The organism is Enterococcus sp. DIV0008 (assembly GCF_050542615.1).
Taxonomy (GTDB): domain Bacteria; phylum Bacillota; class Bacilli; order Lactobacillales; family Enterococcaceae; genus Enterococcus_D; species Enterococcus_D innesii.
The window spans coordinates 2,293,655-2,318,167 of record NZ_CP172937.1; the positions used below are offsets into that span (position 1 = coordinate 2,293,655).

Annotated in this window: 23 protein-coding genes and 1 pseudogene; 9 read left to right on the forward strand and 15 right to left on the reverse strand. The window is 45.1% G+C overall.

Going from position 1 to position 24,513, the window contains the following annotated elements:
• Nucleotides 1-31 precede the first annotated feature (31 nt).
• Nucleotides 32-2,683, reverse strand: coding sequence for a cation-translocating P-type ATPase (locus IGI84_RS10835; RefSeq protein ID WP_220426894.1), 2,652 nt, complete (start codon nt 2,681-2,683; stop codon nt 32-34).
• Nucleotides 2,684-3,032: 349 nt separating this feature from the next.
• Here IGI84_RS10835 and IGI84_RS10840 point away from each other — a divergent pair, with 349 nt between their 5' ends.
• The gene (locus IGI84_RS10840; RefSeq protein ID WP_220426832.1) at nt 3,033-3,776 is read left to right on the forward strand and encodes an NADPH-dependent oxidoreductase; all 744 of its coding nucleotides are present in this window, start codon (nt 3,033-3,035) and stop codon (nt 3,774-3,776) included.
• Between the two features lie 116 nt (nt 3,777-3,892).
• On the opposite strand, the gene IGI84_RS10845 is transcribed toward IGI84_RS10840, so the two are convergent.
• Complete coding sequence (locus tag IGI84_RS10845; RefSeq protein WP_077452769.1) at nt 3,893-4,231, reverse strand: hypothetical protein; 339 nt, start codon at nt 4,229-4,231, stop codon at nt 3,893-3,895.
• Nucleotides 4,232-4,391: 160 nt separating this feature from the next.
• Between IGI84_RS10845 and IGI84_RS10850 the strand changes: the two genes are divergently transcribed.
• A complete protein-coding gene (locus tag IGI84_RS10850; protein WP_008378984.1) occupies nt 4,392-4,700 on the forward strand; it encodes a DUF5960 family protein in 309 nt (102 codons plus the stop codon).
• 128 nt (nt 4,701-4,828) lie between these two features.
• A complete protein-coding gene (locus tag IGI84_RS10855; protein WP_008378986.1) occupies nt 4,829-5,035 on the forward strand; it encodes a hypothetical protein in 207 nt (68 codons plus the stop codon).
• Nucleotides 5,036-5,175: 140 nt separating this feature from the next.
• On the opposite strand, the gene IGI84_RS10860 is transcribed toward IGI84_RS10855, so the two are convergent.
• Both IGI84_RS10860 and pepV read right to left on the reverse strand, forming a co-directional pair.
• Complete coding sequence (locus IGI84_RS10860; protein ID WP_005234725.1) at nt 5,176-5,469, reverse strand: hypothetical protein; 294 nt, start codon at nt 5,467-5,469, stop codon at nt 5,176-5,178.
• A gap of 221 nt (nt 5,470-5,690) precedes the next feature.
• A complete protein-coding gene (gene pepV, locus IGI84_RS10865) occupies nt 5,691-7,115 on the reverse strand; it encodes a dipeptidase PepV (RefSeq protein WP_430600367.1) in 1,425 nt (474 codons plus the stop codon).
• 160 nt (nt 7,116-7,275) lie between these two features.
• On the opposite strand from pepV, the gene IGI84_RS10870 reads away from it, so the two are divergent.
• Nucleotides 7,276-8,112, forward strand: coding sequence for an NAD(P)H-hydrate dehydratase (locus IGI84_RS10870; protein ID WP_140965825.1), 837 nt, complete (start codon nt 7,276-7,278; stop codon nt 8,110-8,112).
• A 74-nt stretch (nt 8,113-8,186) separates the two neighbouring features.
• Here IGI84_RS10870 and IGI84_RS10875 read toward each other — a convergent pair whose 3' ends face one another.
• The 9 genes from IGI84_RS10875 to IGI84_RS10915 all read right to left on the reverse strand — a co-directional run bounded on the left by IGI84_RS10875 (nt 8,187) and on the right by IGI84_RS10915 (nt 19,435).
• A complete protein-coding gene (locus tag IGI84_RS10875; protein WP_430600369.1) occupies nt 8,187-10,241 on the reverse strand; it encodes a beta-galactosidase in 2,055 nt (684 codons plus the stop codon).
• A complete protein-coding gene (locus tag IGI84_RS10880; protein WP_430600370.1) occupies nt 10,238-12,475 on the reverse strand; it encodes an alpha-galactosidase in 2,238 nt (745 codons plus the stop codon). The genes IGI84_RS10875 and IGI84_RS10880 overlap by 4 nt, the downstream gene beginning before the upstream one ends.
• Before the next feature lie 8 nt (nt 12,476-12,483).
• A complete protein-coding gene (locus tag IGI84_RS10885) occupies nt 12,484-12,951 on the reverse strand; it encodes a hypothetical protein (protein ID WP_077452776.1) in 468 nt (155 codons plus the stop codon).
• Between the two features lie 53 nt (nt 12,952-13,004).
• Nucleotides 13,005-14,339, reverse strand: a complete 1,335-nt coding sequence (locus tag IGI84_RS10890) for a PTS sugar transporter subunit IIC (RefSeq protein WP_077452777.1) — start codon at nt 14,337-14,339, stop codon at nt 13,005-13,007.
• A gap of 100 nt (nt 14,340-14,439) precedes the next feature.
• Nucleotides 14,440-15,474 carry a LacI family DNA-binding transcriptional regulator gene (locus tag IGI84_RS10895; RefSeq protein ID WP_081118221.1) on the reverse strand — a complete coding sequence of 345 codons (1,035 nt, stop codon included), beginning with the start codon at nt 15,472-15,474 and terminating at the stop codon, nt 14,440-14,442.
• A 141-nt stretch (nt 15,475-15,615) separates the two neighbouring features.
• Entirely contained in the window at nt 15,616-16,218 is a 603-nt protein-coding gene (locus IGI84_RS10900; protein WP_086292009.1) for a hypothetical protein, read from the reverse strand.
• Nucleotides 16,215-17,075, reverse strand: a complete 861-nt coding sequence (locus IGI84_RS10905) for a carbohydrate ABC transporter permease (RefSeq protein ID WP_005225484.1) — start codon at nt 17,073-17,075, stop codon at nt 16,215-16,217. Before IGI84_RS10905 ends, IGI84_RS10900 begins: the two co-directional genes overlap by 4 nt.
• Nucleotides 17,075-17,986: a carbohydrate ABC transporter permease gene (locus IGI84_RS10910; RefSeq protein WP_005234717.1), complete on the reverse strand. Its 912-nt coding sequence runs from the start codon at nt 17,984-17,986 to the stop codon at nt 17,075-17,077. The genes IGI84_RS10905 and IGI84_RS10910 overlap by 1 nt, the downstream gene beginning before the upstream one ends.
• Before the next feature lie 132 nt (nt 17,987-18,118).
• Nucleotides 18,119-19,435, reverse strand: coding sequence for an ABC transporter substrate-binding protein (locus IGI84_RS10915; protein WP_008379010.1), 1,317 nt, complete (start codon nt 19,433-19,435; stop codon nt 18,119-18,121).
• A 241-nt stretch (nt 19,436-19,676) separates the two neighbouring features.
• Between IGI84_RS10915 and IGI84_RS10920 the strand changes: the two genes are divergently transcribed.
• Nucleotides 19,677-20,195: an isochorismatase family protein gene (locus tag IGI84_RS10920; RefSeq protein WP_081118224.1), complete on the forward strand. Its 519-nt coding sequence runs from the start codon at nt 19,677-19,679 to the stop codon at nt 20,193-20,195.
• A 55-nt stretch (nt 20,196-20,250) separates the two neighbouring features.
• Here the strand turns inward: IGI84_RS10920 and IGI84_RS10925 are convergent, their stop codons facing one another.
• The gene (locus tag IGI84_RS10925; RefSeq protein WP_026008050.1) at nt 20,251-20,535 is read right to left on the reverse strand and encodes a hypothetical protein; all 285 of its coding nucleotides are present in this window, start codon (nt 20,533-20,535) and stop codon (nt 20,251-20,253) included.
• Between the two features lie 287 nt (nt 20,536-20,822).
• Here IGI84_RS10925 and IGI84_RS10930 point away from each other — a divergent pair.
• The 4 genes and pseudogenes from IGI84_RS10930 to IGI84_RS10945 all read left to right on the forward strand — a co-directional run bounded on the left by IGI84_RS10930 (nt 20,823) and on the right by IGI84_RS10945 (nt 23,588).
• Nucleotides 20,823-21,955: pseudogene (locus tag IGI84_RS10930) on the forward strand (alcohol dehydrogenase catalytic domain-containing protein).
• A 28-nt stretch (nt 21,956-21,983) separates the two neighbouring features.
• Nucleotides 21,984-22,319, forward strand: coding sequence for a YrhK family protein (locus tag IGI84_RS10935; protein WP_128488157.1), 336 nt, complete (start codon nt 21,984-21,986; stop codon nt 22,317-22,319).
• 28 nt (nt 22,320-22,347) lie between these two features.
• Nucleotides 22,348-22,563 (forward strand): DUF378 domain-containing protein, encoded by a 216-nt coding sequence (locus IGI84_RS10940; RefSeq protein WP_008379021.1) that lies wholly within the window; start codon nt 22,348-22,350, stop codon nt 22,561-22,563.
• Nucleotides 22,564-22,745: 182 nt separating this feature from the next.
• Nucleotides 22,746-23,588 (forward strand): hypothetical protein, encoded by an 843-nt coding sequence (locus tag IGI84_RS10945; RefSeq protein WP_220426837.1) that lies wholly within the window; start codon nt 22,746-22,748, stop codon nt 23,586-23,588.
• 51 nt (nt 23,589-23,639) lie between these two features.
• Here IGI84_RS10945 and IGI84_RS10950 read toward each other — a convergent pair whose 3' ends face one another.
• Nucleotides 23,640-24,503 (reverse strand): formylglycine-generating enzyme family protein, encoded by an 864-nt coding sequence (locus IGI84_RS10950; RefSeq protein ID WP_142424232.1) that lies wholly within the window; start codon nt 24,501-24,503, stop codon nt 23,640-23,642.
• Between the last annotated feature and the right edge of the window lie 10 nt (nt 24,504-24,513).

Consider the following 24,513-nt stretch of genomic DNA (forward strand, 5'->3'; position numbering starts at 1 on the left):
TATCGATCAAAGGATCGATACGTTTTTTGCTTTAGGCGTTTCCTTGACGTTTTTGAACGGCAATAATAATCAGTTTTGTGATTTCCATCAAAACAACTGCCACAGCAGCCATTGCGATACATAGACCGACATGTCCTAAAGTGAAGGTTGCTGGAATCGCAAAGACTTCACGGATGCCAGGAATCAAGGTAATGCTGTATAGTCCACCACAAACGACGATCGCCAACCACACCATTTTATTGGCAAAAAGGCCAGCTTGCCAAGCAGTCTCGGTATTTGAGCGTGCTGGCAATGTTTGCAATGTCCGGCTCCAGATAAGTGTTGAGAAGGCCATCGCTACACCTAACTCAGGTGATTGGCTCATCCCTAACCATTGTGCCAAAATCACGACAGCGGCAATCAAAATACCGCGATACGTTACTGAGATCAAAGTTTTTCCAGTGAAGATACCTGCATTTGGATCTCTAGGCTGACGTTGCATGATGGTTGGTTCGGCTTTTTCCATTCCCAGAGCAATCGCTGGTAATGAGTCGTTGACTAAGTTGATAAAGAGTAGCTGCAAGGCAGTAAATGGATTGTCCCAACCCATCACTAAGGCAAAGACGATCGCAATGATCGCACCTAAGTTTCCAGCAAACAAATACGAAATGGCTTTTTTGATGTTGTCAAAGACGTTTCGGCCAACTTCTACAGCACGAATAATCGAGGCAAAGTTGTCATCCGTCAAGACCATCGCCGCTGCATCTTTGGCAACGTCCGTTCCGGTTCCCATTGCGATCCCGATATCCGCTTGTTTCAAGGCAGGTGCATCATTGACCCCATCTCCGGTCATGGCAGAGATCTTGCCTTTTTCTTGCCAAGCCCGCACGATACGGATTTTGTTTTCCGGCGAAACACGAGCATAGACTGTGATTTTGTCTAATTTATCCGCTAGTTCGGTTTCAGAAAGAGCATCCAATTCCGTACCAGTCAAGGCTAAATCGCCCTCGGCTGAAATACCGATCTCTTGTGCGATCGCCACGGCTGTCGTTTTGTGGTCCCCTGTGATCATCACTGTTTTGATACCAGCAGATTTAGCATCCGCTACGGCTTGTTTGACTTCTTTACGAGGAGGATCGATCATTGCCATCAAACCAACCAAAATCAGCTCGTTTTCATCCTCTAGTGTCAATTCTCGTGATTGGGCATCGGTCAATGGACGGTAAGCAAACGCCAAGACTCGTAATGCCCGTTTTGAGAATTCTTCGTTTTGATGCTGCAACTTATTTCTGATTTCATCTGTTAAAGGCACGACTTGATCATCGATCAAGACTTTAGTACTGCGGCCAAAGACGATGTCTGGACCACCTTTGGTCAACAATAAATGTTCGCCATCGATCTCATGTAAGGTGGACATCAATTTACGATCAGAATCGAAAGGCAATTCTTGCAAACGAGGAAACTGTTGACGAATCGCCCGATATGGCTGATTTAGTTTCTCACTGTAATCCAGAAACGCAATTTCAGTAGGGTCTCCTAGCTTCGCCCCATCTTCACTGATGGCAGCATCATTTGCCAAGACACTGATTTCTACCAAGCGTTTTTCAGGCAATGTCCAGGTAGTTGGCTCATCGGGGAACGTGCCCGTTTGCCCATTTGGTAGATAGTAGTCAACAACGGTCATTTTGTTTTGGGTCAAGGTCCCTGTCTTATCGGTACAAACGATACTCGTTGAACCCAATGTTTCAACCGCTGGTAGTTTTCGAATGATGGCATGACGCTTCGCCATTTGTTTTGTTCCGATCGAAAGGACGATCGTCACGATCGATTGCAAGGCTTCTGGGATCGCTGCAACGGCTACGGCTACCGCAAACATAAAGGCGTTGACTAAATCTTCCGTCATATCACCTGTACCGTCACCTAAGAACAGCCGTGCGACTTGAACCCCTAAAATAATCAATGAAAGGACCAAGATCGCCAAGCTCAGTTTCTTACTGAAGCTGTCTAGTCCTCTTTGCAATGGCGTTTTGTGTTCAACCGTACTTTCCAATAAGCCCGCCACTTGACCGATTTCCGTCACATTACCAGTTGCGGTTACGATAAACCGACCACGCCCATAAGTGACGATCGTTCCACTGAAGACCATGTTGTCACGGTCGCCGATCGGTGCGGTACGATCGATCACACCTAATTCTTTTTCCGCTGGCGTTGATTCCCCAGTCAGCATTCCTTCATCGACCTTCAAAGAACCCTCTTCGATCAATCGACCATCTGCTGGTACATAGTCCCCAGCTTCTAAAATAACGATATCGCCGACAACCAATTCTTTCGCTAGCACACTTTGTTCTTTGCCATCCCGAATGACGTTAGCATCTGGTGCCGACAGGCTTTTCAAAGCGTCTAACGACCCTTCGGCTTTTTTCGTTTGAATCACACTGACGACGGAATTCAACAAGAGTACTGCGAAGATAACGATCGACTCAACGTGGGCACCCATAACCATTTGGATGATTGCCACGATCAGCAAGACGATCACCATCGCATCTTTGAAGGTATCTAAGAATAAGGCAAAGCTAGATTTCTTAGGTGCTTCCTTCAGCTGGTTCAGGCCATTTTCTAAGCGCTTGGCTGCCTCTTGCTGCGTCAACCCCTCTGGACTGCTCTGGACCTCTGCCATAATTTCCGAGATTTCTTTTTGATACATTTCTTTCGCCAATTTTTTTGCCCCTTTTAATTTTATTTTCCTTAGGCACTCTGCTAGAAAAAAAGAGACCTAAGACAAGTATACGCTTGTCTTAGGTCTCACCATTTCAAATAATACCAGAAAGCTGTCGCCAGCTTACTTACTGTTGATATTATCGCAGCTTGCGCCACCGGTTACTCCCCTAAGGAATAATAATAAGAATGTATCATTATCATAACGGAAACTGTTGTGCTTGGCAACTATAAAACATCAATTTGAAAATTTTTTGAAAACATTCTTTTTGTTCCCATTCCTTTTTTTCTGTTACACTAAGGAAGAAAGAAATTTGTATGTTACAGGAGGAAAAACGATGGATCTTTTTGATACTTTTACCCACCACAGCTCTGTCAGAGATTTTCAACCACGGCCACTATCAAAGGAACTCAAGCAAAAACTAGTAACGGTTGCCCAGAGCGGTTCCAGCTCGAATTTTGTTCAAGCCTATTCGATCATTGAGGTCAGTGATCCCGAAAAGCTGGCTGAGATTGAAAAGCTCGCGGGTGCCCCAAACTATATCACTCGAACGGGCGTCTTCTACCTTTTTGTCGCCGACTTACATAAGCATCAGCAGCTGCTGACCCAAGCAGGATTGCCGGATACCCACTTAACCACGATGGAACCATTTATTGTGTCAGTCGTTGATACGACCATCGCTGCCCAAAATATGGTAGCTTACGCTGAAGCGCAAGACTTAGGAATTTGCTACATCGGCGGCATCCGCAATGATTTGCCTCGTATCGCAGAACTTGTCGGCTTACCAAAATTGACGTTTCCTTTATTCGGTTTAACGATCGGCTATCCGCAACACAGAAATGAGCCGAAAGTCCGCTTGCCCCAAGAAGCGATCGTAAGTGTCGATCAGTATCAACCCCTGACGCAGGAGCAAACAGCCCAGTACAACCAAACGACAGAAGCCTATTATGCACAACGCAGCAGCAATCAACAGCAAACCAACTGGCAAACGAAAATGACGGAATTTTTCCGTGAACCACGACGTCCAGATGTCGCTGCCTTTATGAAGCAACAAGGCTTCTCAGACTACTTCGGCGAATGAGGACACTAAACACCACGGGAAAATAAAAAGCGATCACTGGCAAGAAATCTTGTCAGGATCGTTTTTTTCTTAGTGTAAAAATCAGGTTCAGGCGGATCTTGTATTTTTGTCGTGAATTAACGTGCGGATTCGTTGACGGCAACTGCTTGCTCACATTTTTCCATTAATTCTACGAATACTTTATCTAACAATGCTGCATTTTCGGAGGTTCGCTGACTGATTTGCATCATAGGCTGAGCCGCAAGATCCAGCAAATAAGTGGGGATTGCTTCTTTTTCAGCAAAAGTGCCCTTGATCAGCGGCTGGTAGACAGACTCGCCACAAGGTCCGGTTTTGATAAAGGCTAGTTCGAACTGCGCCTTCCCTGACAAGCGCAACCGATAGTACCCTTCTTTGGTCAGCAATTTTTCATCGGTAAAGCGTGCCTGTAATCGTGCAAAGTGTTCGTAATCCATGGTATCTGCTCCTTTTTGATTCCTTCTTTTCTCTAGTGTAGCAAATTTCTTGTTAGCAAAATATCTTTTTCATAGAGAACGCCCCCTTTTTCCTCGTTTGGTGATTTTTCACTTTACAAACAGAACGAACGTTCGTATAATTCAAGTGAGGTGAATGCGTATGCCTGCTGCAAAAATCGCTTATGCAAAACAAGAAACCTATGCATTTGAAAAACACTATTATGAATTGGTAAACTTTCCCACACCAGTGGCGCTTTTGTTTGATGAATTCGCACTGACGATGGAGCGCAACCAAAAATCGTATATTGCGATCCCCGCGCGCTATTCCGTCTTAAAGGTTCCGCTCGTCTTTGTTTTTCGACTAGAGACTAAGGATGCGCCTGTTTATTATTATGAGCACGTACTTGCTGAAAATAAGATCATTCGCCGCTACAACCCCGAGCGTAATTATTTGCCCGGCGGAAGATAGACCAATGGTTCACCCCGTTTACTGTACTAAGCAACTGCACCCTCCTGATAAATATCACTGATCAGCAGTTCGAATGTTTGTCAACAAAACAAAACCCTTCTATACTAAAAAGAAAGGGGTTTTTCACAATGACGAAAAAACCGCCGCAAACGTCTGAAGAAAAAGAAGCCGCTTCTAACAATATGGGACTGGGGATCGGTGTCGGAATGGCCTTAGGTGCTGCATTTGGGATGCTGTTTTTTGACAACCTGGCATTAGGCATGGGTTTAGGCATCGCACTAGGTGTAGCGATCGGTGCCGGTATGGATCAAAAAAGCAACAAAGACAAAAAATAGCTGCAGCAAGGAGCTGTGTTTATCTGTCACAGCTTGCTGCCCAGTAAATACCAAAAAAGCCTAAGTTCTGCACGTGTTGTGCAGGACCTAGGCTTTTTTACTTCGAGCAATATTCTCGAAAGCAGCTGCTTCACAGTTGGTTACAGCAGATTTCTTTTCGCCATTTCTGCGCGATACAGTTCATAAACCGCATCACTTTGCTTTGCATGGCTGCGGTAAAAGAGCCCATAAGAGAAAATCGCTTGGAAATTGCTTCCTTGATTTGCTCGTGCTACAGCGTGGTACAAATTCGCCAACTGCTGATCAGACATCTTCCCGCTTTTGATTCGTTTGGCAACTGCTTTTTGGGAAAGGGTAAATAAAATCGTCGTAAATACTTGATAAACCACCCAAATCGCCAGAATAACCAAAATAAATTTCACCAAATCAGGCATCACTTTTCAACTCCTTACAAAAAGTAAATCATTCGGACGATTTGATGTCAATAATAAAATAACCCAACGAAAATAAAATATTTATTTCCCAAAGTAATAAAATAGCAGTACGACAATGATTGAAACAATCAGTCGTACTGCTATTCCTTTATTACCTCTATTCATCTAAGTATTAATAAATCGACTCAGCTAAAAAAAGAATAGACGGTATCAATGTCTCTTTATTTCGCCAAACGGTAGATAGCATCTGCATAGATCACCGCTGCGTTGAATAGGTCATCCAAGCTCATGAATTCATTGGCTTGGTGCATGGTGTCAACATAGCCTGGGAACATTGCGCCATAGGCAACGCCGCGTTTCAATAGACGGCCGTATGTGCCGCCGCCGATGATTTGTTCAAAGCCTTTTTCGCCGGTATGTTCTTCATAAACCGCCAATAAAGTTTCTACCAATGGATCATCTGCTGGCACGTAGTGAGGTTCCATGTTGCGGTCATTGCGAGTAACGGTTGCCCCTTCCATACCGACGGTGCGTTCCACACCGATTTCAAGACCTTCCGCAGTTACCCCTTTAGGATAACGGAAGTTCAATGCGATAAAGTTGTCTGCTTGCGTTCCTGCTTGGTTCGCTTTGAAAGCAAACAAGCCAGCATTCATAGTCAATTTACCCATTTTTTCGTCTTCGTACGCCACACCTAATTTTTCACCGTAGAAATCTTCATGGACATAGGCTGCTGCTGCATGGATGAATTGTTTTGCGCCGCCGCCAAAGGCATAGTTATCTAAGAAGAAAGCTAAGAAGGTTCCTGCATTGATTCCTGATTGTGGGCTGGCACCATGGGCACCTTTACCGACTAATTCAATCGTCACTTGTTCATTTTCTGTTTCAATCGTCCCCGTCACTGGATTGGCTTCAACGTAATCGAAAAAGGCTTTTTCGATCGCTAATGCTTCTTCTATTGATGGAGCAATGAAGCTTGCCGTTGCCGTTCCTGGTACCATATTTTCTCGCAAGCCAGCAGTAAAGCTTTGCAGCGTGAAGTCTCCTTCATTGTTGCCTTGGAAATGGATCCCTAATGTCACATTTCCTTTTTCTCCATTGATGATTGGGAAATTGGCATCTGGCGAGAAGCCAAAATCAGGCTTTTCTTCATGCTCAAAGTAGTAATCCATATCTGCCCAGCCGCTTTCTTCATCAGAACCAACGACAAAACGGATTTTTTTCGATAATGGCAAGCCCAATTCTTTGATGATCTTCATCCCATAATAGGCAGCCATTGAAGGACCTTTATCATCAGAAGAACCACGAGCATAGATTTTGTTGTCATTGATGACTGGATCATAAGGATCGGTTGACCAGCCGTCACCTGCAGGAACAACATCCATGTGGCCGAAGATCCCTAATGTTTCGTCTCCTTCACCAAATTCGATGTGACCAGCGTAGTTATCGACGTTTTTGACTGTGAAGCCATCACGTTCGCCATAAGCTAGCATGTGTAGCAACGCATCACGAGGTCCAGGACCAAATGGTGCATCCGCAGTCGCTTTATCATCTTCTCTTTCACTTTTCACTTTCAATAGATCAATCAAGTCGTTCAGCAAATCGTCTTTGCGGGCTTCGACCTCTTTTTTCCAATCGATTGTCATAGTGTTCCCTCCATTTCTGTTCTCGCTATTTATGATAACACTCTTAAACCAAAAAAGGAAAAAAAATTGCGCCTTTTTCCATGGGTCTTTTCTATGAAATTTCTAGGAAACAGGTATAATAAATATAACTCGATTTTTGATTAACGAAAGGAGTCATTGCATGGAGCAACTTGATTCTGCAATTTTATCCAAAGTGATCCAACAGCGCCCGACAAAAAGCCACAAAGGCACTTTTGGCCGAGCCGTTTTAGTAGGGGGCAACCGCCAATTCGGTGGGGCGATCTTAATGGCTGCGCAAGCCTGTGTGTATGGGGGAACTGGTTTGACCACCGTGATCTCCGATGGCGTCAACCGAACCGCCCTGCACGCCCGCTTGCCTGAAGCGATGTTTGTCGATTGGCAGCAAACAGAACTGATCGATACGGTCACCGAATCGGCGGACGTCCTACTGATTGGTCCTGGATTAGGCGAAGGAAAAAGCAATTTTGATCTGCTGCAGCGGATCGTTTCTGCCCAAAAAGAACACCAATGGTTGGTGATCGATGGTTCGGCGATCAATTTGGCTGCCAAATATCCGCTGATCATCCCCTTTCCTGAACAAGTCGTCTTCACGCCGCATCAAATGGAATGGCAACGGCTCAGCGGACTGGCAATTGCCGATCAGACAGAAGAAAACAACCAACAAGCCCAACAAAAACTCGGAAGTCTGGTGGTCTTAAAAAGCCATCGCACGCAAATTTACGGCAGCAGCATCGCCCAAAATCCCCTCGGAACACCCGCAATGGCGACTGGCGGCATGGGGGATACGCTGGCAGGCATGATCACCAGCTTTTTGGCACAGTTTGAAAAAACAGAGGAAACGATCCAAGCGGCTGTCTATCTCCATAGCCTGATTGGCGAAGTATTGGCAAAAGAGCACTATGTCGTGTTGCCGACACAAATCAGTGCCGCATTGCCTCAATGGATGAAAAAGTACCAAGCATCCGATCCAGAATGATTTCTGATAAACCATTCATCAAAAAACCGTCCCTTTCTGTGTTTGTCGAAAGGGACGGTTTTTCCAATGGTCAGCTAATTGTTAAAATAAACCACTCGCACTTCATACGGCGCCAAGGTTACTGTTGGAGGGACTGCTTGATTGGTCTCTAAATCAACGACTTCTTTGATCAAGTCCAATGTCTGCTCTTTCCCAGAAAAATTCATGATGAAAAAGTACGTTCGTTCCGGACTGATCCTGCCTTGGATCGAGACTTCAGGGTTGGCATGCGCGATCCTTTCCTCTGCCAAAGACAACTCACGGGCCAAAGAGGCATAAAACTGTTCGAAAAAGTCATAGTTGGTGCGAGCCGCCAGATAATAAGCGGTGCCGGCACCAAAGGCATTTTTGGTGATCGCAGGGGTTCCTTGGTAAAAATCTGCTTGATACTCCCCTAGTACCTCCGCTGTTTCGGCTTCGATGATTGCAGAGTAGTCCCGTGTTTCAAAGGGCTGTCCTTGAAAAACCACTTGATTATGTTCAGTGTCAAAAAGAGTTTCCAGCTCCAGCACGTTGATGCCTAATAACCCTCGCAACGGCTGTGGCAAGCCCCCCAGATACAATAGGTCGGTTTCATTGACCATGCCGCTAAAGTAACTGGAAATCAAGGTACCACCAGCTTCCGTGTACTGGCAAAGTTTTGCCATCGTCTCTGCTGTCATCAAGTAAAGCATCGGAGCGATCACCAACTGATAGTCAGAAAAATCTTGCTCTGGGGTCAAAATATCGACCGCGATGTCTTGTTCCCAGAAATAACGATAATGCTCCTGCAACGTTTGGGGATACCGTCGTGTTGGTCGCCCAAACCCGCCACCTCGCTTCAATGCCCAGTTGCTTTCCCAATCAAAAAGAATCGCCACTGCTTTTTTTCTGGTGGTTCCTTGAATTTCTTTGATTTTTTCCAAGCGCTTGCCGTAAGCCGCAACTTCTTTGAAGACCCGATTCTCCGTGGAATCATCATGTCCCACGACTGCCCCATGGAATTTTTCTGAACTGCCACGGGATTGGCGCCATTGAAAATACAAGGTACTATCTGAGCCATGGGCGATCTGTTGCATGGCACTCAACTGATGGACACCAGGCTTTTTCGCTTTATTGAAGGAATGCCAGTTAACAAAACTCGGCGTGCATTCCATCATTAAAAAGGGCTGTTTCTTCAATGACCAGTACTGGTCATGCACATAGGCGGATTTCATCGCTGTCGCTGCCAAGGATTCAAAGTTGTTGTTCCAATCAGGGTAACTATCCCAGCTAACGATGTCCACATGACGAGCAAACTTGCTGTAGTCAATGCCTTCTAAAGGAATAAAATCTTGGGTAGCATGTCCTTCCGCCATAAAATTCGTCGTCACAGGAATGTCCGGGGTCAGTTGACGGATCGGCGCACATTCATGCAAATAAAAATCGATCGTCCTATCTGTGACAAATCGTTTCCAATCAAGATCCATGCCATGCACTTTGTGTTCTCCTAAAGGCGAAGGCGGTAAAACCTGCGACCAATCAGAGTACGTACCGCCCCAAAAAGAAGTCCACCAGGCATGATTCAACGTGGCTAAATCACCATATTTTTTTTGCAGCCAGCGGCGCCAGTTTTCCTGACAATAGGAGCAAAAGCATTCGCCAGAGTACTCATTGGAGATATGCCACATGGCTAATGCTGGATGCTTGCCGTAACGTTTTGCCAACTGCTGATTGATTTGCGTTACCTTTTCCCGATAGATCGGTGAAGAGTAACAGTGATTGTGGCGAAACCCATGGGTATGTTTTTGCCCTTGGGCGTTGGTCCGATTGACTTCGGGATACTTTTGGCTCAACCATTGCGGACGTCCACCGCTAGGAGTGGCCAAAATGACTTTGCCGCCGATGCCATGGATCTGATCAAACACACGATCCAACCAGTCAAACTGATAAACGCCTTCTTGCGGCTCTAAGGCACTCCAAGCAAACACCCCTAATGTGACGGTGTTGACATGGGCTTGCTGCATATAGGCAAGATCCTTTTGCAAGATTTCTGGATAAGCCAGCCATTGATCGGGGTTGTAATCCCCGCCATGCATAAACTGCTGATCAAACAATTGATTGCTCATCATTCTACTCCTTTTTTGGCTTGTAACTGGTAGACAAATGATTGAAAATCGCCAGTGACTTGCGCCGTTCCATGGTTGACGGCATTAAACTGATAGGGTTTACGCAACCCTAATTGCCTTAACAACTGACCAGAGACGGGTTCGCCATTGACCTGATACACCTGTTGGCCATCGAGAAAGGCTACGGGCAAAAAGTCTTCCGCCGTCGGATTGGCTTGTGCCAACACGCGAAAGAAAGCAATCAATGCTTCTTCGTTTTGCGGATCATACACCGCCCAAGTTTTTTCATTGCCATGGTCCAACTGCTGCAGCTGGTAAAAAGTGCCAAAGGTCAGCAATTGCCGCTGTTTTTTATAAAAGACGATTTGGGATTTGATTGCCTGCTTTTCAGCGTCAGACAAATGAAAGAGATCGAGTTCATACCCCAAAGGCCCAAACATTGCGACGGTTTGCCGAAAGTCTAAAGAAGTTGCCCGACCGACTTGGTGGTTTGGTGCCGCCGACACGTGATTGCTGAAGGAGGACAACGGATACCCTAGCAACGTTCCGCTTTGGATCGCTAAACGTTCCACTGCATCACTATCATCACTAGGCCAAATCTGCGGACTGTAAAACAAGATCCCCAAATCGTATCTGCCCCCGCCGCCAGCACAGCCTTCAATCAAAAGGGTCGGAAACGCCGCTAAGATTTTTTCATATAAGCGATAAAGGCCTAAAATATAACGATGATAAAACTCAGTCTGAGAAATTCCCTGTTCCGCTAAGTAAGGAGAGTAAGCTTCCGTGATATTACGGTTCATATCCCATTTGATGTAATCCAGCTTGGTTTCAAGGATCACTTTTTGCATCGCTTCGAAAACCGCCTCAACCACTGCTGGATTGGCAAAATCCAACACGTATTGTCCGCGCCCCACAGAGATCCGCTCATAAGGATGCTTGATTACCCACTCAGGATGCTCTTGGTACAACTGACTATCTGGCGAAACCATTTCCGGTTCAAACCAAATCCCCAGTTGCAGCTGCATGGCATGAATTTTCTCAGCAAAAGAGCCGATTCCTTTTGGAAATTTGGCAGGGTCCGCCACCCAATCGCCTAATGAACTGCGGTCGTCGTTGCGTTTCCCAAACCAACCATCATCCAGCACAAAGCACTCCATCCCTAACGCCTTGCTTTCTTGGGCTAAGGTCAACAGCTTCTCTTCATTAAAATCAAAATATGTCGCTTCCCAGTTATTAAAGACAATCGGCCGCTGCCGCTTTTGCCAATAAGGGGCAATCACATGCTTTTCGATAAATTGGGCGGATTCTTGACTCAAGCCATTCAGACCAGCAGCGGTGAAGGTGAAGAGACATTCTGGTGCTTCAAAGGTTTCTCCTTGTGAAAGCTGCCAGCTGAAATGCTCAGGATGTATCCCCAACATCAATCGAACGTTGTCCCATTCATCCATTTCCGCTTGCGCCAAAAAGTTGCCAGAATAAATCAGGTTGGCACCATAGACGTGACCAGTGTCATTGGTGGCTTGCTGTTCTTTTAAGGCGACAAAAGGATTGTGCTGATGACCAGACGCTCCTTTTAACGAGCCGACACTGATCGTCCCTTGGGTCAAAGGGACCGTCTTGATATGCCGTTCTTTCAGCCAGGCGCCTGACAGATGCAGCAGTTCAAAATTGCGATTTTTCAGCTCCAAGACACCACTCAAAAAGCGCTGAATGGTTCTAGGCTTGCTCCCCGTATTGGTCAATGTTTGCTGCCGCGTGATGGTTCCTGATCCTGTGAAGATCGTATAGGTGATCGCCAGTTCCAGCTGCCGCTCTTGATCTACCAATTCAAAGACGATGCTCTGGCTTTCATCGGCAGCCGCGAAGCTGGCTGGTTGCGCCAGCTTTCGTTCTTTGCCCTCAAAACAGTGAAAAGCCACAAGTTTAAAATCCACATAAAGTGGGGTTTCTTCCTCAAAAACCGACACTGCCCCTTCTCGAAAATCAGAAGTCCCATACGTTGGCAATTCTTGAAAACGGTCCGCCAAGGTAAAAAGATTGTCTGCTTCAAAAAATTTGACGGTTCCTGCCGATTTATTCTCTTTTTTCTCAAGGTACGCTTGATCAAACGGCGCCAGTGTGCCTAGAGATGGCCCAAAATAGACATGACCCAGTTGCTGATTTGGTAACACATTGATGATATAACTGATTTTTTCATTGTATAAGTGAAAGAGTTGTTCGTTTCTAATTTCTATCATTGCTATCCTCAATTTTCCCCATTTTTTTCATTTGTCCCTGCTCGTTGACAAGCTGCTTCAAGATAACGCAAGCGTTTTTTGACGCCACGATTGAAAAAGAATTTGTAAAACAGTGCCGCCAACATAAAGCTGTAGGTTGTTTTCTGCTGCTCAAAACGGCTTTGTTCCGAATACGTGACTTGCAGCTTCCCTTTTCGTCCTGGAGCAAAACTGTACCGTTGATCGATCACTCCTTCTTCATGGGTCGTACGAAGCCACAGCTCATCCGCGGCAATTTTTTTGACCGTCATAACGGCAGGTACCAACCGCGGAGCGGTTTTGGTTTGGATCATCGTTTCAATACGGCAGCCTTCCCCGAACGGTTCTTGGGCTTGTTTGGCTCGAAAGAATTTCTCTTGTTCCGCCAATAACACACGGGAAAAGTCCGTAGGTGTGGTATTCATTTGATAACTGCAAGACAATGTATCGGTTCTCATCACAAATTCCTTCCTAAAGGGTGCGCGTATTGCATTCCTTTCCGTTTCTGGGCTTATCTTTCTTCTACCCTTTGATTGATCGTCTCAGATGTCGCTTGTTCATTTAATGACGCTTCCGCTTTTTCTTCTTTCAAGTACCCGCGATCCATTACGATCAAGAATGGCACCCAGATCAAGGTCATTACGGCAACCGTCACTAACTGTAAGATTGCACCGGCAACAGAACCCGTGCCTAACCAACCAGATAAGAAGACCGGGGTCGTCCAAACCACCGTTGCTCCAATTGGTCGTGGCACCAAGCCTGCGGCAATCGCAAAGTAAGAGATCGTCGTACTGGCTAATGGCGCTAAGATCCATGGGACAAAAGCGATCGGGTTCAAGACGATCGGCAAACCAAAGGTCATCGGTTCAGATACGTTGAAAACAGATGGCGCGATCACGGTCTTCATTAATTTTTTCATCCGAATCGAACGAGCGATAAAGAAGGCCATCGTAATCGAGATCCCCAGCTGCATTCCTTGATTGACGAACACGCCCATAAACGTAGTGTTAATGATATGGGGCAGTTGCTCCGCCCCTGCTTTGTAGGCTTCATAGTTTTCGATCGCTAACGCATTCATGATTGGATCGATCACCGCATTGACCACTAGTGTTCCGTGAATCCCAAACCACCAGAAGAATTGGGTAAACAAGACGGCGATCAGTACTGCTGGCAACGTACCGCCTAAGCCCATCAATGGTTTTTGCAAAATCTCATAAACGAAATCAACGGCATTGCCCCATGAAGTAAAGGTGAACAAGTAGCGGATCAAATTGAAAAGGAACAACGGTGCCGCCCCAGGAATGATGGCGACAAAGGATTCTGCGATCATTGGCGGAACCGAATCCGGCATTTTGATCGTCAGCCCAGCCGCACTGATTTTGCAATAGATCTGCGTAGCGATAATGGCCGTAATGATCCCGACAAACATTCCCTCAGCCCCTAATTTCGACAAGGGGATCACTGTACCTAACTCTTCGGATGAGCCAAAAGGCAGCAGCATCAAAAACGAAGACAGTGAGATGGCACCCGCAAATAATTTGGCTTGTCCATATTTGCCAGCCAACTGATAGCCGATCCCAAAAACAACGAAAATAGCGGTGATACTCATGGTCGCATTCCCGATAGGACCAAAAAAGTCATTTAGAAACGTGATGAATCCCTCTGGAAGTTTTTCCGAGAGTCCGAAAGTAGCAGGCAGATTTTGAATAATAATCATAATTGACGCAAACATTGTCGCAGGAAAAGCGACCATAAACCCATCACGCAGACTTAACAAGTATTTGTTGTTGGCAATGATCTGAGCAAAAGGCACCATCTTTTCGGCTAATTTATCAATAAACTTCATTTCGTTTTCTCCTTTATTTTTAACTGTAAACGTTTACTACAATCAGTATAGTTGTTTAGTTAATGTTTACACAACCCCTAAAATAAAAAAAGATCAGACGTCACTGATCTTTTTCGGCAATCGATTCTCTAATAATCAATTCACTGCCACAAACGACGCGAACCGGCATCGTCCGCACCCCAAGGATTTTATTTTTCGCTAATTCGACACTCATCTGCCCCATCTCTTCGGCTTTCATCTTAACGGAGGACAATGCGGGCGTCATAAATTGCGCCATTTCGATATCATCAAAACTAACGACCGACACATCTTTAGGAATCGATAGCCCCGCTTCAGCGAGTGCCTTGTAAACCCCGACAGCCATAGGATCGCTGGCAACGACGATCGCTGTGGGGCGAGGATTCATTTGCGCGATCTGCTGACCAAAATGCAAACCAGTCTCTGGTGACCATTTCCCCTGCAGCACGGTTGTGAACTTTTCCAATTTATTAAGCAGCATCCATTGGCGATAATTTTCTGCTCGAATCTCTTGTTCATCGTAAACGACTTCGCCAGAAATCGTCACTCGGCTGGCAACACCACCCACAAAGGCAATATTCTCATGGCCCTTCTCTTTTAACATCGTGAGGATCTGGTGGGTCTTTTGGGCAAAATCGGTTTGGATGCAATCGTAGCTGGGGGCTTCACTATAATTATCCACCAGGATAATATTGGCATTTTGCTGACTGATCTCTGCCAAAGCATCGCTGGTCATCTCTCCAATAATAATGACTGCGCCATACTTCGCCAATTGTGCCAAATCTTTTTGAGGCTCCCGCATGGAAAAGGCCCGAATCGTTTTTAAGCGCCACTTCGCCGCTTCTTTTTCGATCCCGTTGCGGATCATCATAAAATACGGATCGTTTCTTTCCGACTCTCGATCGTGGCGGGTAATGATGGCAATCGTGTTTTGGTCGCCGACTTCACGGGAATGGGGTTGATTTTTTTCTTTTGAATAATTCATTTGGTTGGCGATCTCAATGACTCGCTGACGCGTATGTTCATTGATACTGAAGGTTTCATCATTGTTAAGGATTCTAGAAACACTTGCTACCGACACCCCGGCTAATTTCGCGATATCTCTCATACTTGCCATAGCTGCACCTCATCTGTTTACTGTTTACTAAATTTACATTCAGCATAGGCATAATTTTTGACCCTGTCAACCTTCTTTTCACAAAAAAACCGAAACTCCTTAGCTTTTCACTAAGGAAGTTTCGGGATACCCGTTTGTTTTCTATTTGAGCGCTTGGTCACAGAGCAAGACATTGACTAAATACAAGGTGCTGATCCCTAAGACCAATAAGTAGACTGGACCAAACAGCAAAAAGGTCAAGACAAGCGTCACTGTTGCTAAAAGATGCGCCAGTACTCGTTTGGGTGAACGAGCAAACTGGTAAAAACTATAAAACAATGAGCTGGGCTGCTGCGGATAGGTGTGAAGCAGCCTCGTTTGATAAAGCAAGACCAAGCAAAACAAGCCAAAGGTGAACGCTAACGCGTAACTAGCGATCTGAAACAGCGGGTGCTGCAAACGGCTAAAGATAAAGCTGTCCGCCAAAAGCAGCAGGAAGAATAGACTGAGCAAACGGTCTTGCCCTTTTCTTGTTGCCCACTGCTGATGAAATGCTTGCTGAAAATGAGCTTTGCTGCTTGCCACCAAGCCCTCGTTACGCAGTTCCGTCAACGTCTCGATCAATGCTCGACTAGCGGTGGTACTGGTGATCAAAGGCAAGGAATACAACAGCCACATGCCTTGTAAAACCAGTAAATGCGGAAGCCAGTTGATGCCAGTCAACAGCGCTTGGTTTAAGCGTTGAGGGGTAACTTTTGTTCTCATCCTTTGGAACCTCCCGTCAGATCCATTCCCTCAATAAAGTAGCGTTGAGCGAGGAAGAACAGCAAGATCGTCGGCAATAGCACAAGCGTTGCTCCTGCCATCAAGTAGTTCCACTGGGTCGTTGATTGGTTTTGGAAGACTTGCAGGCCAATCTGCAGCGTGTACTTTTCTTGGTTTTGAATATACAGTAATGGTCCTAAGAAATCATTCCACGCCCCATTGAAGGAGTTGATGGCAATCGTGATCAGCGCGGGTTTCGTCAATGGGATCATTAGATGGCTCCAAATATAAAGATGATTGGCGCCATCGATCTTAGCGGCTTCGATCAATTCATTGTTAACGGACAAGTAAAACTGCCGCATCAAGAAAATGTTAAAGGCGTTCCCGAAAAACGCTGGAACGATCAGCGGCAGATAGGTGCCGACCCAGCCGATTTTGGAAAACAAGACATATTGCGGGATCATCGTCACAAAGCCAGGAATCATCATCGTAGACAAGACGAGGGCAAAGATCAGATTTTTTCCTGGAAAGGCCAATTTTGCAAACCCATAAGCAATGAAGGAATTTGATAAGACATTGCCGAAGACCACTAAGACGGTAATGAATAACGTATTTTTTGCATACTGCCAAAATGGAAAGGCGTTGATAGTCTCCAAATAATTGCCAAGATTGATTTCTTCTGGGAAAAAGGTCGGCGGGTAACGCACGATCTCCTCCATCGGTTTCAATGATGTAAAGACCATCCACAGCAACGGAATCAGCAGCACGATCCCGATGATCGACATCACCACATAGCTGATGATTTTTTTGACTCGCTGTTGGCTTGATTTGCTTCGTGTTTTTGTCGTCATTTCCATTAGCTGCCACCTCCGGTATAGTGAACCCAGCGCGGTGCCAGCTTGAGATTGATAAAGGTCAAGACTAAGACGATCAAGAACAAGATCATCGACATGGCCATCGCATAGCCCATATCAAAGGCGACGAAGGCTTTGTTCCACATATGCAAATTATAGAAGAGCAGCGAATTCGCCGGACCACCGGTACCATTTTTGGTCATCACGTATGCTTCTTGGAAAATTTGAAAAGAACCGATCGTAGAAGTAATCACATCATAGAAGATGATCGGCGTGATCAACGGGATCGTAATATTTTTGAATTTCGCCCAGACTCCCGCCCCATCGATCTCAGCCGATTCATACAGTGTCGGCGAAATATTTTGCAAGGTAGCTAGATACAAGAGCATCGCGCCCCCTGAACTCCAAATCTTCATCAAAATCAACGCTGGTTTCGTCCATTCGGGATCAAACAGCCATGCCGGACCTTTGATATTGAACCAGCTCAAGAAGGTATTGATCAATCCTGCGGAAGGAGATAATAATTGCATCCATAAGACGTAGACGGCAACCCCTGAAAGAATCGCTGGCAAGTAAAAGGTCGTTCGGAAAAAACTGATTCCGCGGATTTTTTGATTCAATAAAGTGGCTAGAAAGACACTGAACAACGTGGTTAAGGGAACATTGAAAAGTACAAAATACGCCGTGTTATAGAGAGATTTCCAAAACAGGGTATCTTGCGTGAACATGCGGGTAAAGTTCTTAAAGCCGATAAAATTCATTTTCGAAGTCAGATTGTAATCGGTAAAGCTTCCTACGAAGGAAAACAGCATGGGCCCCAACATAAACACCACGAACCCAAGCAAAAATGGCGCTACGAAGAAGTAGCCCCAAAGAGCTTCTTGCCGTTTACTTTTTGAACGCTTCTTTGGCATTCCTTCCACTCCATTCTATTTTTACTCATTGTTTGTTCAAGAAAACATGTCCGCTTCGCAAAGCAGAAAGCAAAGCCCAGTCCGCTAACCGACTGGACTTTCCTTCTTTTTTAAAAACGCTCGTTTTGAAATTTATTTGTTTTGCTCAACAAGATCTTCCACCGCTTTTTGCGCATCTGCCAACCCTTCAGCCGGTGTTTTACTGCCTAGCATGATTTGGTCGATTTGTTCATTGACAAGACTGCTGAAGTCAGGCGCTGTCAATGGCACAGGCGTGATCACCGTGTTGGCAAAGTTTTCATCCGCCATTTGGTAGATCATTTGACCATTTTCATCTAGATTGTCGTTGTTGACCAAGTTTTCGTTGGCTGTCCGATTCGCCATGATATCAAAGCTCTTCTCACCAAATTTCTCTTGAACTTCTGGTGTCGACAAGTATTTGATAAACTCATAGGAGGCTTCAGGATCTTTGGCACCGTATGGCACTTCTAGGACGAACCCGCCGCCCCATGACCAGTGACCAGAGCCACTTTCTTTTTCAGGAATTTGAATGACCCCAAATTCAAAGTCATCTGGTGCATTTTCCGCCAAACTTGAGTAATAGTTGATGTTTTGCGCACGCATCGCCACTAATCCAGAAATGAATGGATCGGCAACCCCTGAACCAAATTCAGCTTCTAAGCGATTGATGGTATCTTGACCATAATACTCTTGCCAGTCTAAGATCCATTCCAACGCTTCCACTTTGTTGTCTGTATCGATTTTGACGTTCTCATCCTTGTCAAACCAGCTGACGCCATCGTCGGCATTCAACGCCCACACGTCAGCGCCTAAATTCCACAATGGGTAAAAGCCGATCCGCTCAAAGTCATCACCGTTTTTGACATCTAATTTACGAGCAACTGTTTCTAACTCCTCCCACGTTTGGGGCAGTTGCTCTTCACTGATACCAGCCTCTTTAAAGAGTGTCTTATTGTAGAAAATCACTTGCGTATCTGTATTGAAAGGAACCGCATAGGCATCCCCTTCGTACTCCACTGTATCCCATAATTGCGGATAAAATTCATCAGAAAAGCCCTCTTCGATATACTCGCTTAAATTCGTTGCTTGCTGCGCTTCTGCCCGCTGAGCAACAGAATTGATATCTTGTACAATAACATCAGGCGGATTACCAGCAGTGATCGACGACAGTGATTTTGTCCAAATATCGCCCCAAGGCTGGTAGCTGTATTTGACCTCGATTTTATCTTGTGACGCATTAAAATCATCAATAATTTCTTCAATTACTTCTTGTCTTGCACCAGATCCCCAGAAGGACCAAAAATCCAACGTCGTTTTGCCATCTGCTGACTCATTCCCCGAGGAATCAGCGGTTTCACTATTGCCACATCCTGCCGCCAGTACACCAACTGAAAAAAGCAAAGTCCCCATATAAAATAACTTTCTCATTTAACCTAACCTACTTTCATTTATTTTTAATGTACTATTTAAAAGCTATCACTACTTCTTCTTTTCAGCAAATAAAAAGCATCGTTATTCGAATAAAAAAATAACATTTTTGCCGTTCCACGACAAGAAGAGCGTTTTCTTTGAAAATATAAAAAAAGTGGGGCATCATAGAAATAGCACCTATTTTTCAACCTCACGTCAGACCATTAAAAAACGATGTTTATAGAAAGGGAGTAACCACATGCTAGTCATTGTCGATATGCAAAACCAAATTCTCGATGAAGAGAACGAAGCGTATGTGCCAGATGGCGCTGCTCTCGTCAAACGAATCGCCAAGCGCCTAGAACAAGCGCGGGCGGATGGGGAGTACATCTTACACACCCGCGACATCCCAATCGAAGTCAAAGGAACGCCTGATGAAGAAGCCGCTGCCCTGCAGCTGATCCCAGAACTTAAGCCTCTCGAAAATGAAAAAGTCGTCAAGAAATACTATTACAGTATTCCACCTGAAGTCTTGATCGACATCAAGAAAAATCTATTTGAACCTGAAGAAGAAAAGAAAATCGAAATCACTGGTGTTGAAACCAACATCTGTGTCCTTTCCAATACGATCGAGATCCAAAGCGCCTTTCCTGACGCTGATTTCACCATCAATAAAACATTAGTCGCTGGTAAAAACCACGAGTCGCAAGGACTCGACATCTTACGAGATTTCAATGTCCAAATCATTGATGGCACAAAACAAACCAATGACCAATAGGTAACGAAAGCTCCCTGTTCAAGGAACAGAGAGCTTTTTCAATTTGATTATTGATTTAATTCATTGAGCCATCTAATAGCTCGGTCGGAATTTCAATCCGAACCTCATTTTCAGTCTGACAGTTTGGACATACGAAGGTTCCTTCGATGGCTTCCTTCACTTCCCCATAAGCGTAATGAATAGCGATTTCATCTTCTGCCAATTCATTCGTTTCCAACGGTGGTACCATGGTTAATTGCCCCTCGCTGTCTTCTTGTAAATGAACGACCAGCTTCCCATCAAAGTTTTCATTGCAATTGGTGCAGGAAGCTTTTCCTCGAATCGTTAGATCCATGATCATCCCTCCTCATTTCTTGTCACTGGTTGATGCAGGTTCCGTTAGATACTCGTAACGCATGCATGCTTCACTTTAATAGTGTCACGCTTTCACTTTTTTAGCAAATCATCTGTTTTTCTTTTTTTAAACCATTGATGAAGAAAAAACAAATCAACCGTTTTGAGCGTTTTCGTTGTCAAATCGTTAAAATCCTTGCAGAATTAAACTATCTGTTACTGAAAAGTAAAAACATGTTGTTGAAAAAATTAGTGATTGTCCGAACTTATCTGAACAAACAAGGAGGAAAAATGATGCAAGCAGTAACCTGGCAAGGAAATCAAAAAATGGACGTTCGCCGTGTAGAAGATCCAACGATTTTAGAACCGACGGATGCGATCATCCGAATCACCGCAACTGCAATCTGCGGCTCTGATCTCCACCTTTACCACCATGGCGGCTCTGTTTTGGAAGAAGGCTATGTTGTTGGTCACGAACCAATGGGTATTGTCGAAGAAGTCGGCAGTCAAGTACAGAAACTAAAAAAAGGCGATCGCGTCGTCATCCCTTTCAATATCGGTTGCGGCCATTGCCACTTTTGTCAAAATGAAATGGAAAGTCAATGCGACAATTCTTCAGAAGATACATTGTATGGCGGCTTATTCGGTTTTGGAAAAATGAACGGCAACCACTGGGGCGGTCAAGCCGAATTCTTGCGCGTCCCTTTCGCAGATTCACCTCGTTTATCGTACCTGAATCCACGATCCCTGATGAAAAAGTATTGTTTTTATCTGACATCTTACCTACAGCGTATTGGAGTGTCCAAAATGCTGGCGTCAAAAAGGATGATACCGTGATCGTCTTAGGCTCAGGACCAGTTGGCTTGTTTGCCCAAAAATTTGCCGTGATGGCAGGCGCTAAGCGGGTGATTGCCGTAGACCCTGTTGCTCATCGCTTAGAAAAAGCCAGCAGCTACAATCAAGTCGAAACATTCCAATTGGATGATTTGGCTACTAGTGCTGATGAACTGTATGAGCTGACCAAAGGTGGCGCTGATGTGATCATCGACTGTGTTGGGATGGATGGTTTAGAACCCGTCAAAGAAAAAGCCAAAAACCTAGTCAGCTTACAAAGTGGCACGATCTCACCGATCCAGATGGCCGCTAAGGCAGTCAAAAAATTTGGTACCGTCCAAATCACTGGCGTTTACATGACTCCAGCTTCTTCTTATCCATTGCAAGAATTCTTTATGCGCAACATTGATGTCAAACACGGGCAAGCACCTGTGATCCATTTAATGCCGAAAATTTATGACATGATTGCCGATGGTTTGTTTGACCCGTCACAGATCATCACCCACACGATGCCTTTAGCAGATGCTGCTAAAGCGTATGAGATTTTTGACAAAAAAGAAGACAAGAACATCAAAGTTGTCTTGAAACCTTAGCACAAATAAAGGAGCAGTGATAGCACCTATGCCAAAAATCAAACGGAGTGAACATCAATTCGATCCGGGAAAAGAAGAAGATGTGATCATCAAGGCAAGCCGCTTTCGCATCTACTTTCAAAATCGCTACATGTTGATCTCACTTACGAATGATATTTTGACGGGCTTGTTTTATATTTTCGGAAGTATCGTTTCATTAACTAGCTTGCCTGCGATTTACGGAACGATCGCCTATTTGATCGGCGGAGTCTTTTTGACCATTCGCCCGCTGATTAAAATCGTTCGCCATGTCTATATCTATAATGATCGCAATCAACAAGGGGAGAAAGAAAAAGATGTCACCATCACCGACGATGAACGTTGATGGGACGACAACTAGAGAGGAGTTTCCTATGTTAAAAACATTTGATGGGATCGCACTGACCCTATTGATCATCGGTGGGATCAATTGGCTACTGGTCGGCGCCTTCGAGTTTGACCTTGTCGCAGCGATCACCGGCGGCAGCACATCGATCATTGCCCGCGTCATTTATATTCTAGTTGGGATCAGCGCATTGTATAGCCTGAAATTCTTTCCAGCTATCGCCCGCCAACAAACACTCGACTAAATGAAAATAAAACCTGCATCTGCGGTGTCCTGACCCAAAAAAAGTTAGATTTTTGGTCTAACTTTTTGAGGTCGCATCTATGGATGCAGTTTTTTTGTCTACAATCATTGAAAAAAAACATCAGTTGTACTACTCTTGTATTTAACCTACTATTTTCGAAAAAAATAAAAAGGACGTGACTCATGACCCCACCTACTAGACCCTCGCTGATACGTCGGATACTCGGTCGGATGCTTTTGCTATTGATTTTCTTATTTATTCTAAGTATTATTGGCGGAATTATTGTTTTAAATAACCTCACCATCGCAGAAAATTGGTTTGGTCTGAATGAATACCAAGTCGTTGAAACCAGGCATCAGATCATTCGTTTGTTCCCCTACTTTTGGGTAGCAGGGATCCTGCTGGTCTTTTTGATCGGTCTGATCATCGGCCTCAAAAAACGCAAAAAATCGCCATTTTACTGGTTATTCTCATTGCTCTTGCTGCCAGCGATCCTCTTTTGTATTGGAGCAGTCTCTACGTTTTTGCCAGTGGATCGCCAACTTTTCCGAGAAGAAACCAGTGCCAAAGAAATTATGGCGGCGCTACCGAATCAATCCTCATTCAAGGACAAAGAGCTGCAACTGGTCAGCTATAGTTTTCACATCCGCAATGTCCCGCTAAAAAGCGGCATTTATGCAGTTGCGCGAGTGATCAATCCAAACACAGGCCTGCAAGACGAGTATTGGTATTACCCAGAAAATCTGTTGACCAAATGGAAAAAAGACGACGATACGATCGAGCTTTCGATGGAAGATACCATTGCCTTTGATGCCATCAACTGGGGCGTCATTCCCAAGATCATCAAGGATTCTGAGGCGCGAGCAGCTCAGCTGGATCACTATGTCCCTGGCGTCAGCATCGTCATTTTAAACGGCTTCCAAGGTGAATGGACTTGGACCGTTGGGTTAAATGGGATTCGTAATCGCACCGAGATCAATTATGTCTATGATCTCAAAGGAAATTATCAATCCGAATGGCAATAAAACAAGCGGCACCTATCCACGAGGAAAGGTGCCGCTTTTGCTTTTATCGGTTTACTGATCCAAGTCTTTGACACAACGAAACCCTAGATTATTAGCTGCCGACATCCCAGAATTACCATTTCTAGCGGCAATTCGGTATCGTTTGCAATAGGATTCATGGCACAAAAATGAACCGCCGCGAGTCGCATACATTTGATCATCTTGTGTTTGATTCCTTATCCAAAAGGTTTGTCCCGTCTGTTGTTGAAACTGCGTCAACGGGATGCGGGCAGGATTGACGCACCATTCCCAGACGTTGCCGATCACTTGATAAAGACCAAAGCCATTGGGCTCATACCATTTCGCAGGCGCTGTATTGGTAAAACCATCTGCCTTCGTGTTGCTTGTTGGAAACTCGCCTTGCCAAATATTGCAATGATAGGTATTTTCTGCCAAAAATTCCCTTCCCCAAGGATATTTTTCAAAACTTGTCCCGCCTTTTGCAGCAATCTCCCACTCTGCTTCTGTCGGGAGGCGTTTGTTTGCCCAGTGGCAATAGGCGATCGCATCGTTGCGAGACACCTGAACCACTGGGTGATCCATCCGCTGGGCAATCGTTGAATCAGGTCCTTCCGGATGACGCCAATCTGCGCCGCTAACCGCGTACCACCAAGCCATATTTGGTACTTTTTGACTGCGGTGTTTCGTTTGCTCACTTAAAAAAAAGTGAAAAACGAACGACCAGCCAAAGCGCTCGGCTTCTGTGACATATCCTGTTGCTTCCACAAAAACTTGGAAAGCTTGGTTCGTCACCGTCGTGGCATCAATGGCAAATGCTGGGCTGTCGAGGCTGATTTGCGGTCCCTCAAGATCCTCGGCAAAGCCGTCCATCGTATTCGTGCCGATTCGATAAGTTCCTGCTGGAATCGTGGGCATCTGCTTGCCT

Coding starts and splice junctions, on each gene's coding strand:
- IGI84_RS10835 (WP_220426894.1), bottom strand. CDS start 2,683: ATGTATCAAAAAGAAATCTCGGAAATTATGGCAGAGGTCCAGAGCAGT.
- IGI84_RS10950 (WP_142424232.1), bottom strand. CDS start 24,503: ATGCCCACGATTCCAGCAGGAACTTATCGAATCGGCACGAATACGATG.
- IGI84_RS10855 (WP_008378986.1), top strand. CDS start 4,829: ATGACGAAAAAACCGCCGCAAACGTCTGAAGAAAAAGAAGCCGCTTCT.
- IGI84_RS10870 (WP_140965825.1), top strand. CDS start 7,276: ATGGAGCAACTTGATTCTGCAATTTTATCCAAAGTGATCCAACAGCGC.
- IGI84_RS10920 (WP_081118224.1), top strand. CDS start 19,677: ATGCTAGTCATTGTCGATATGCAAAACCAAATTCTCGATGAAGAGAAC.
- IGI84_RS10845 (WP_077452769.1), bottom strand. CDS start 4,231: ATGGATTACGAACACTTTGCACGATTACAGGCACGCTTTACCGATGAA.
- IGI84_RS10890 (WP_077452777.1), bottom strand. CDS start 14,339: ATGAAGTTTATTGATAAATTAGCCGAAAAGATGGTGCCTTTTGCTCAG.
- IGI84_RS10925 (WP_026008050.1), bottom strand. CDS start 20,535: ATGATCATGGATCTAACGATTCGAGGAAAAGCTTCCTGCACCAATTGC.
- IGI84_RS10900 (WP_086292009.1), bottom strand. CDS start 16,218: ATGAGAACAAAAGTTACCCCTCAACGCTTAAACCAAGCGCTGTTGACT.
- IGI84_RS10905 (WP_005225484.1), bottom strand. CDS start 17,075: ATGGAAATGACGACAAAAACACGAAGCAAATCAAGCCAACAGCGAGTC.
- IGI84_RS10840 (WP_220426832.1), top strand. CDS start 3,033: ATGGATCTTTTTGATACTTTTACCCACCACAGCTCTGTCAGAGATTTT.
- IGI84_RS10945 (WP_220426837.1), top strand. CDS start 22,746: ATGACCCCACCTACTAGACCCTCGCTGATACGTCGGATACTCGGTCGG.
- pepV (WP_430600367.1), bottom strand. CDS start 7,115: ATGACAATCGATTGGAAAAAAGAGGTCGAAGCCCGCAAAGACGATTTG.
- IGI84_RS10910 (WP_005234717.1), bottom strand. CDS start 17,986: ATGCCAAAGAAGCGTTCAAAAAGTAAACGGCAAGAAGCTCTTTGGGGC.
- IGI84_RS10915 (WP_008379010.1), bottom strand. CDS start 19,435: ATGAGAAAGTTATTTTATATGGGGACTTTGCTTTTTTCAGTTGGTGTA.
- IGI84_RS10935 (WP_128488157.1), top strand. CDS start 21,984: ATGCCAAAAATCAAACGGAGTGAACATCAATTCGATCCGGGAAAAGAA.
- IGI84_RS10885 (WP_077452776.1), bottom strand. CDS start 12,951: ATGAGAACCGATACATTGTCTTGCAGTTATCAAATGAATACCACACCT.
- IGI84_RS10875 (WP_430600369.1), bottom strand. CDS start 10,241: ATGATGAGCAATCAATTGTTTGATCAGCAGTTTATGCATGGCGGGGAT.
- IGI84_RS10940 (WP_008379021.1), top strand. CDS start 22,348: ATGTTAAAAACATTTGATGGGATCGCACTGACCCTATTGATCATCGGT.
- IGI84_RS10860 (WP_005234725.1), bottom strand. CDS start 5,469: ATGCCTGATTTGGTGAAATTTATTTTGGTTATTCTGGCGATTTGGGTG.
- IGI84_RS10895 (WP_081118221.1), bottom strand. CDS start 15,474: ATGGCAAGTATGAGAGATATCGCGAAATTAGCCGGGGTGTCGGTAGCA.
- IGI84_RS10850 (WP_008378984.1), top strand. CDS start 4,392: ATGCCTGCTGCAAAAATCGCTTATGCAAAACAAGAAACCTATGCATTT.
- IGI84_RS10880 (WP_430600370.1), bottom strand. CDS start 12,475: ATGATAGAAATTAGAAACGAACAACTCTTTCACTTATACAATGAAAAA.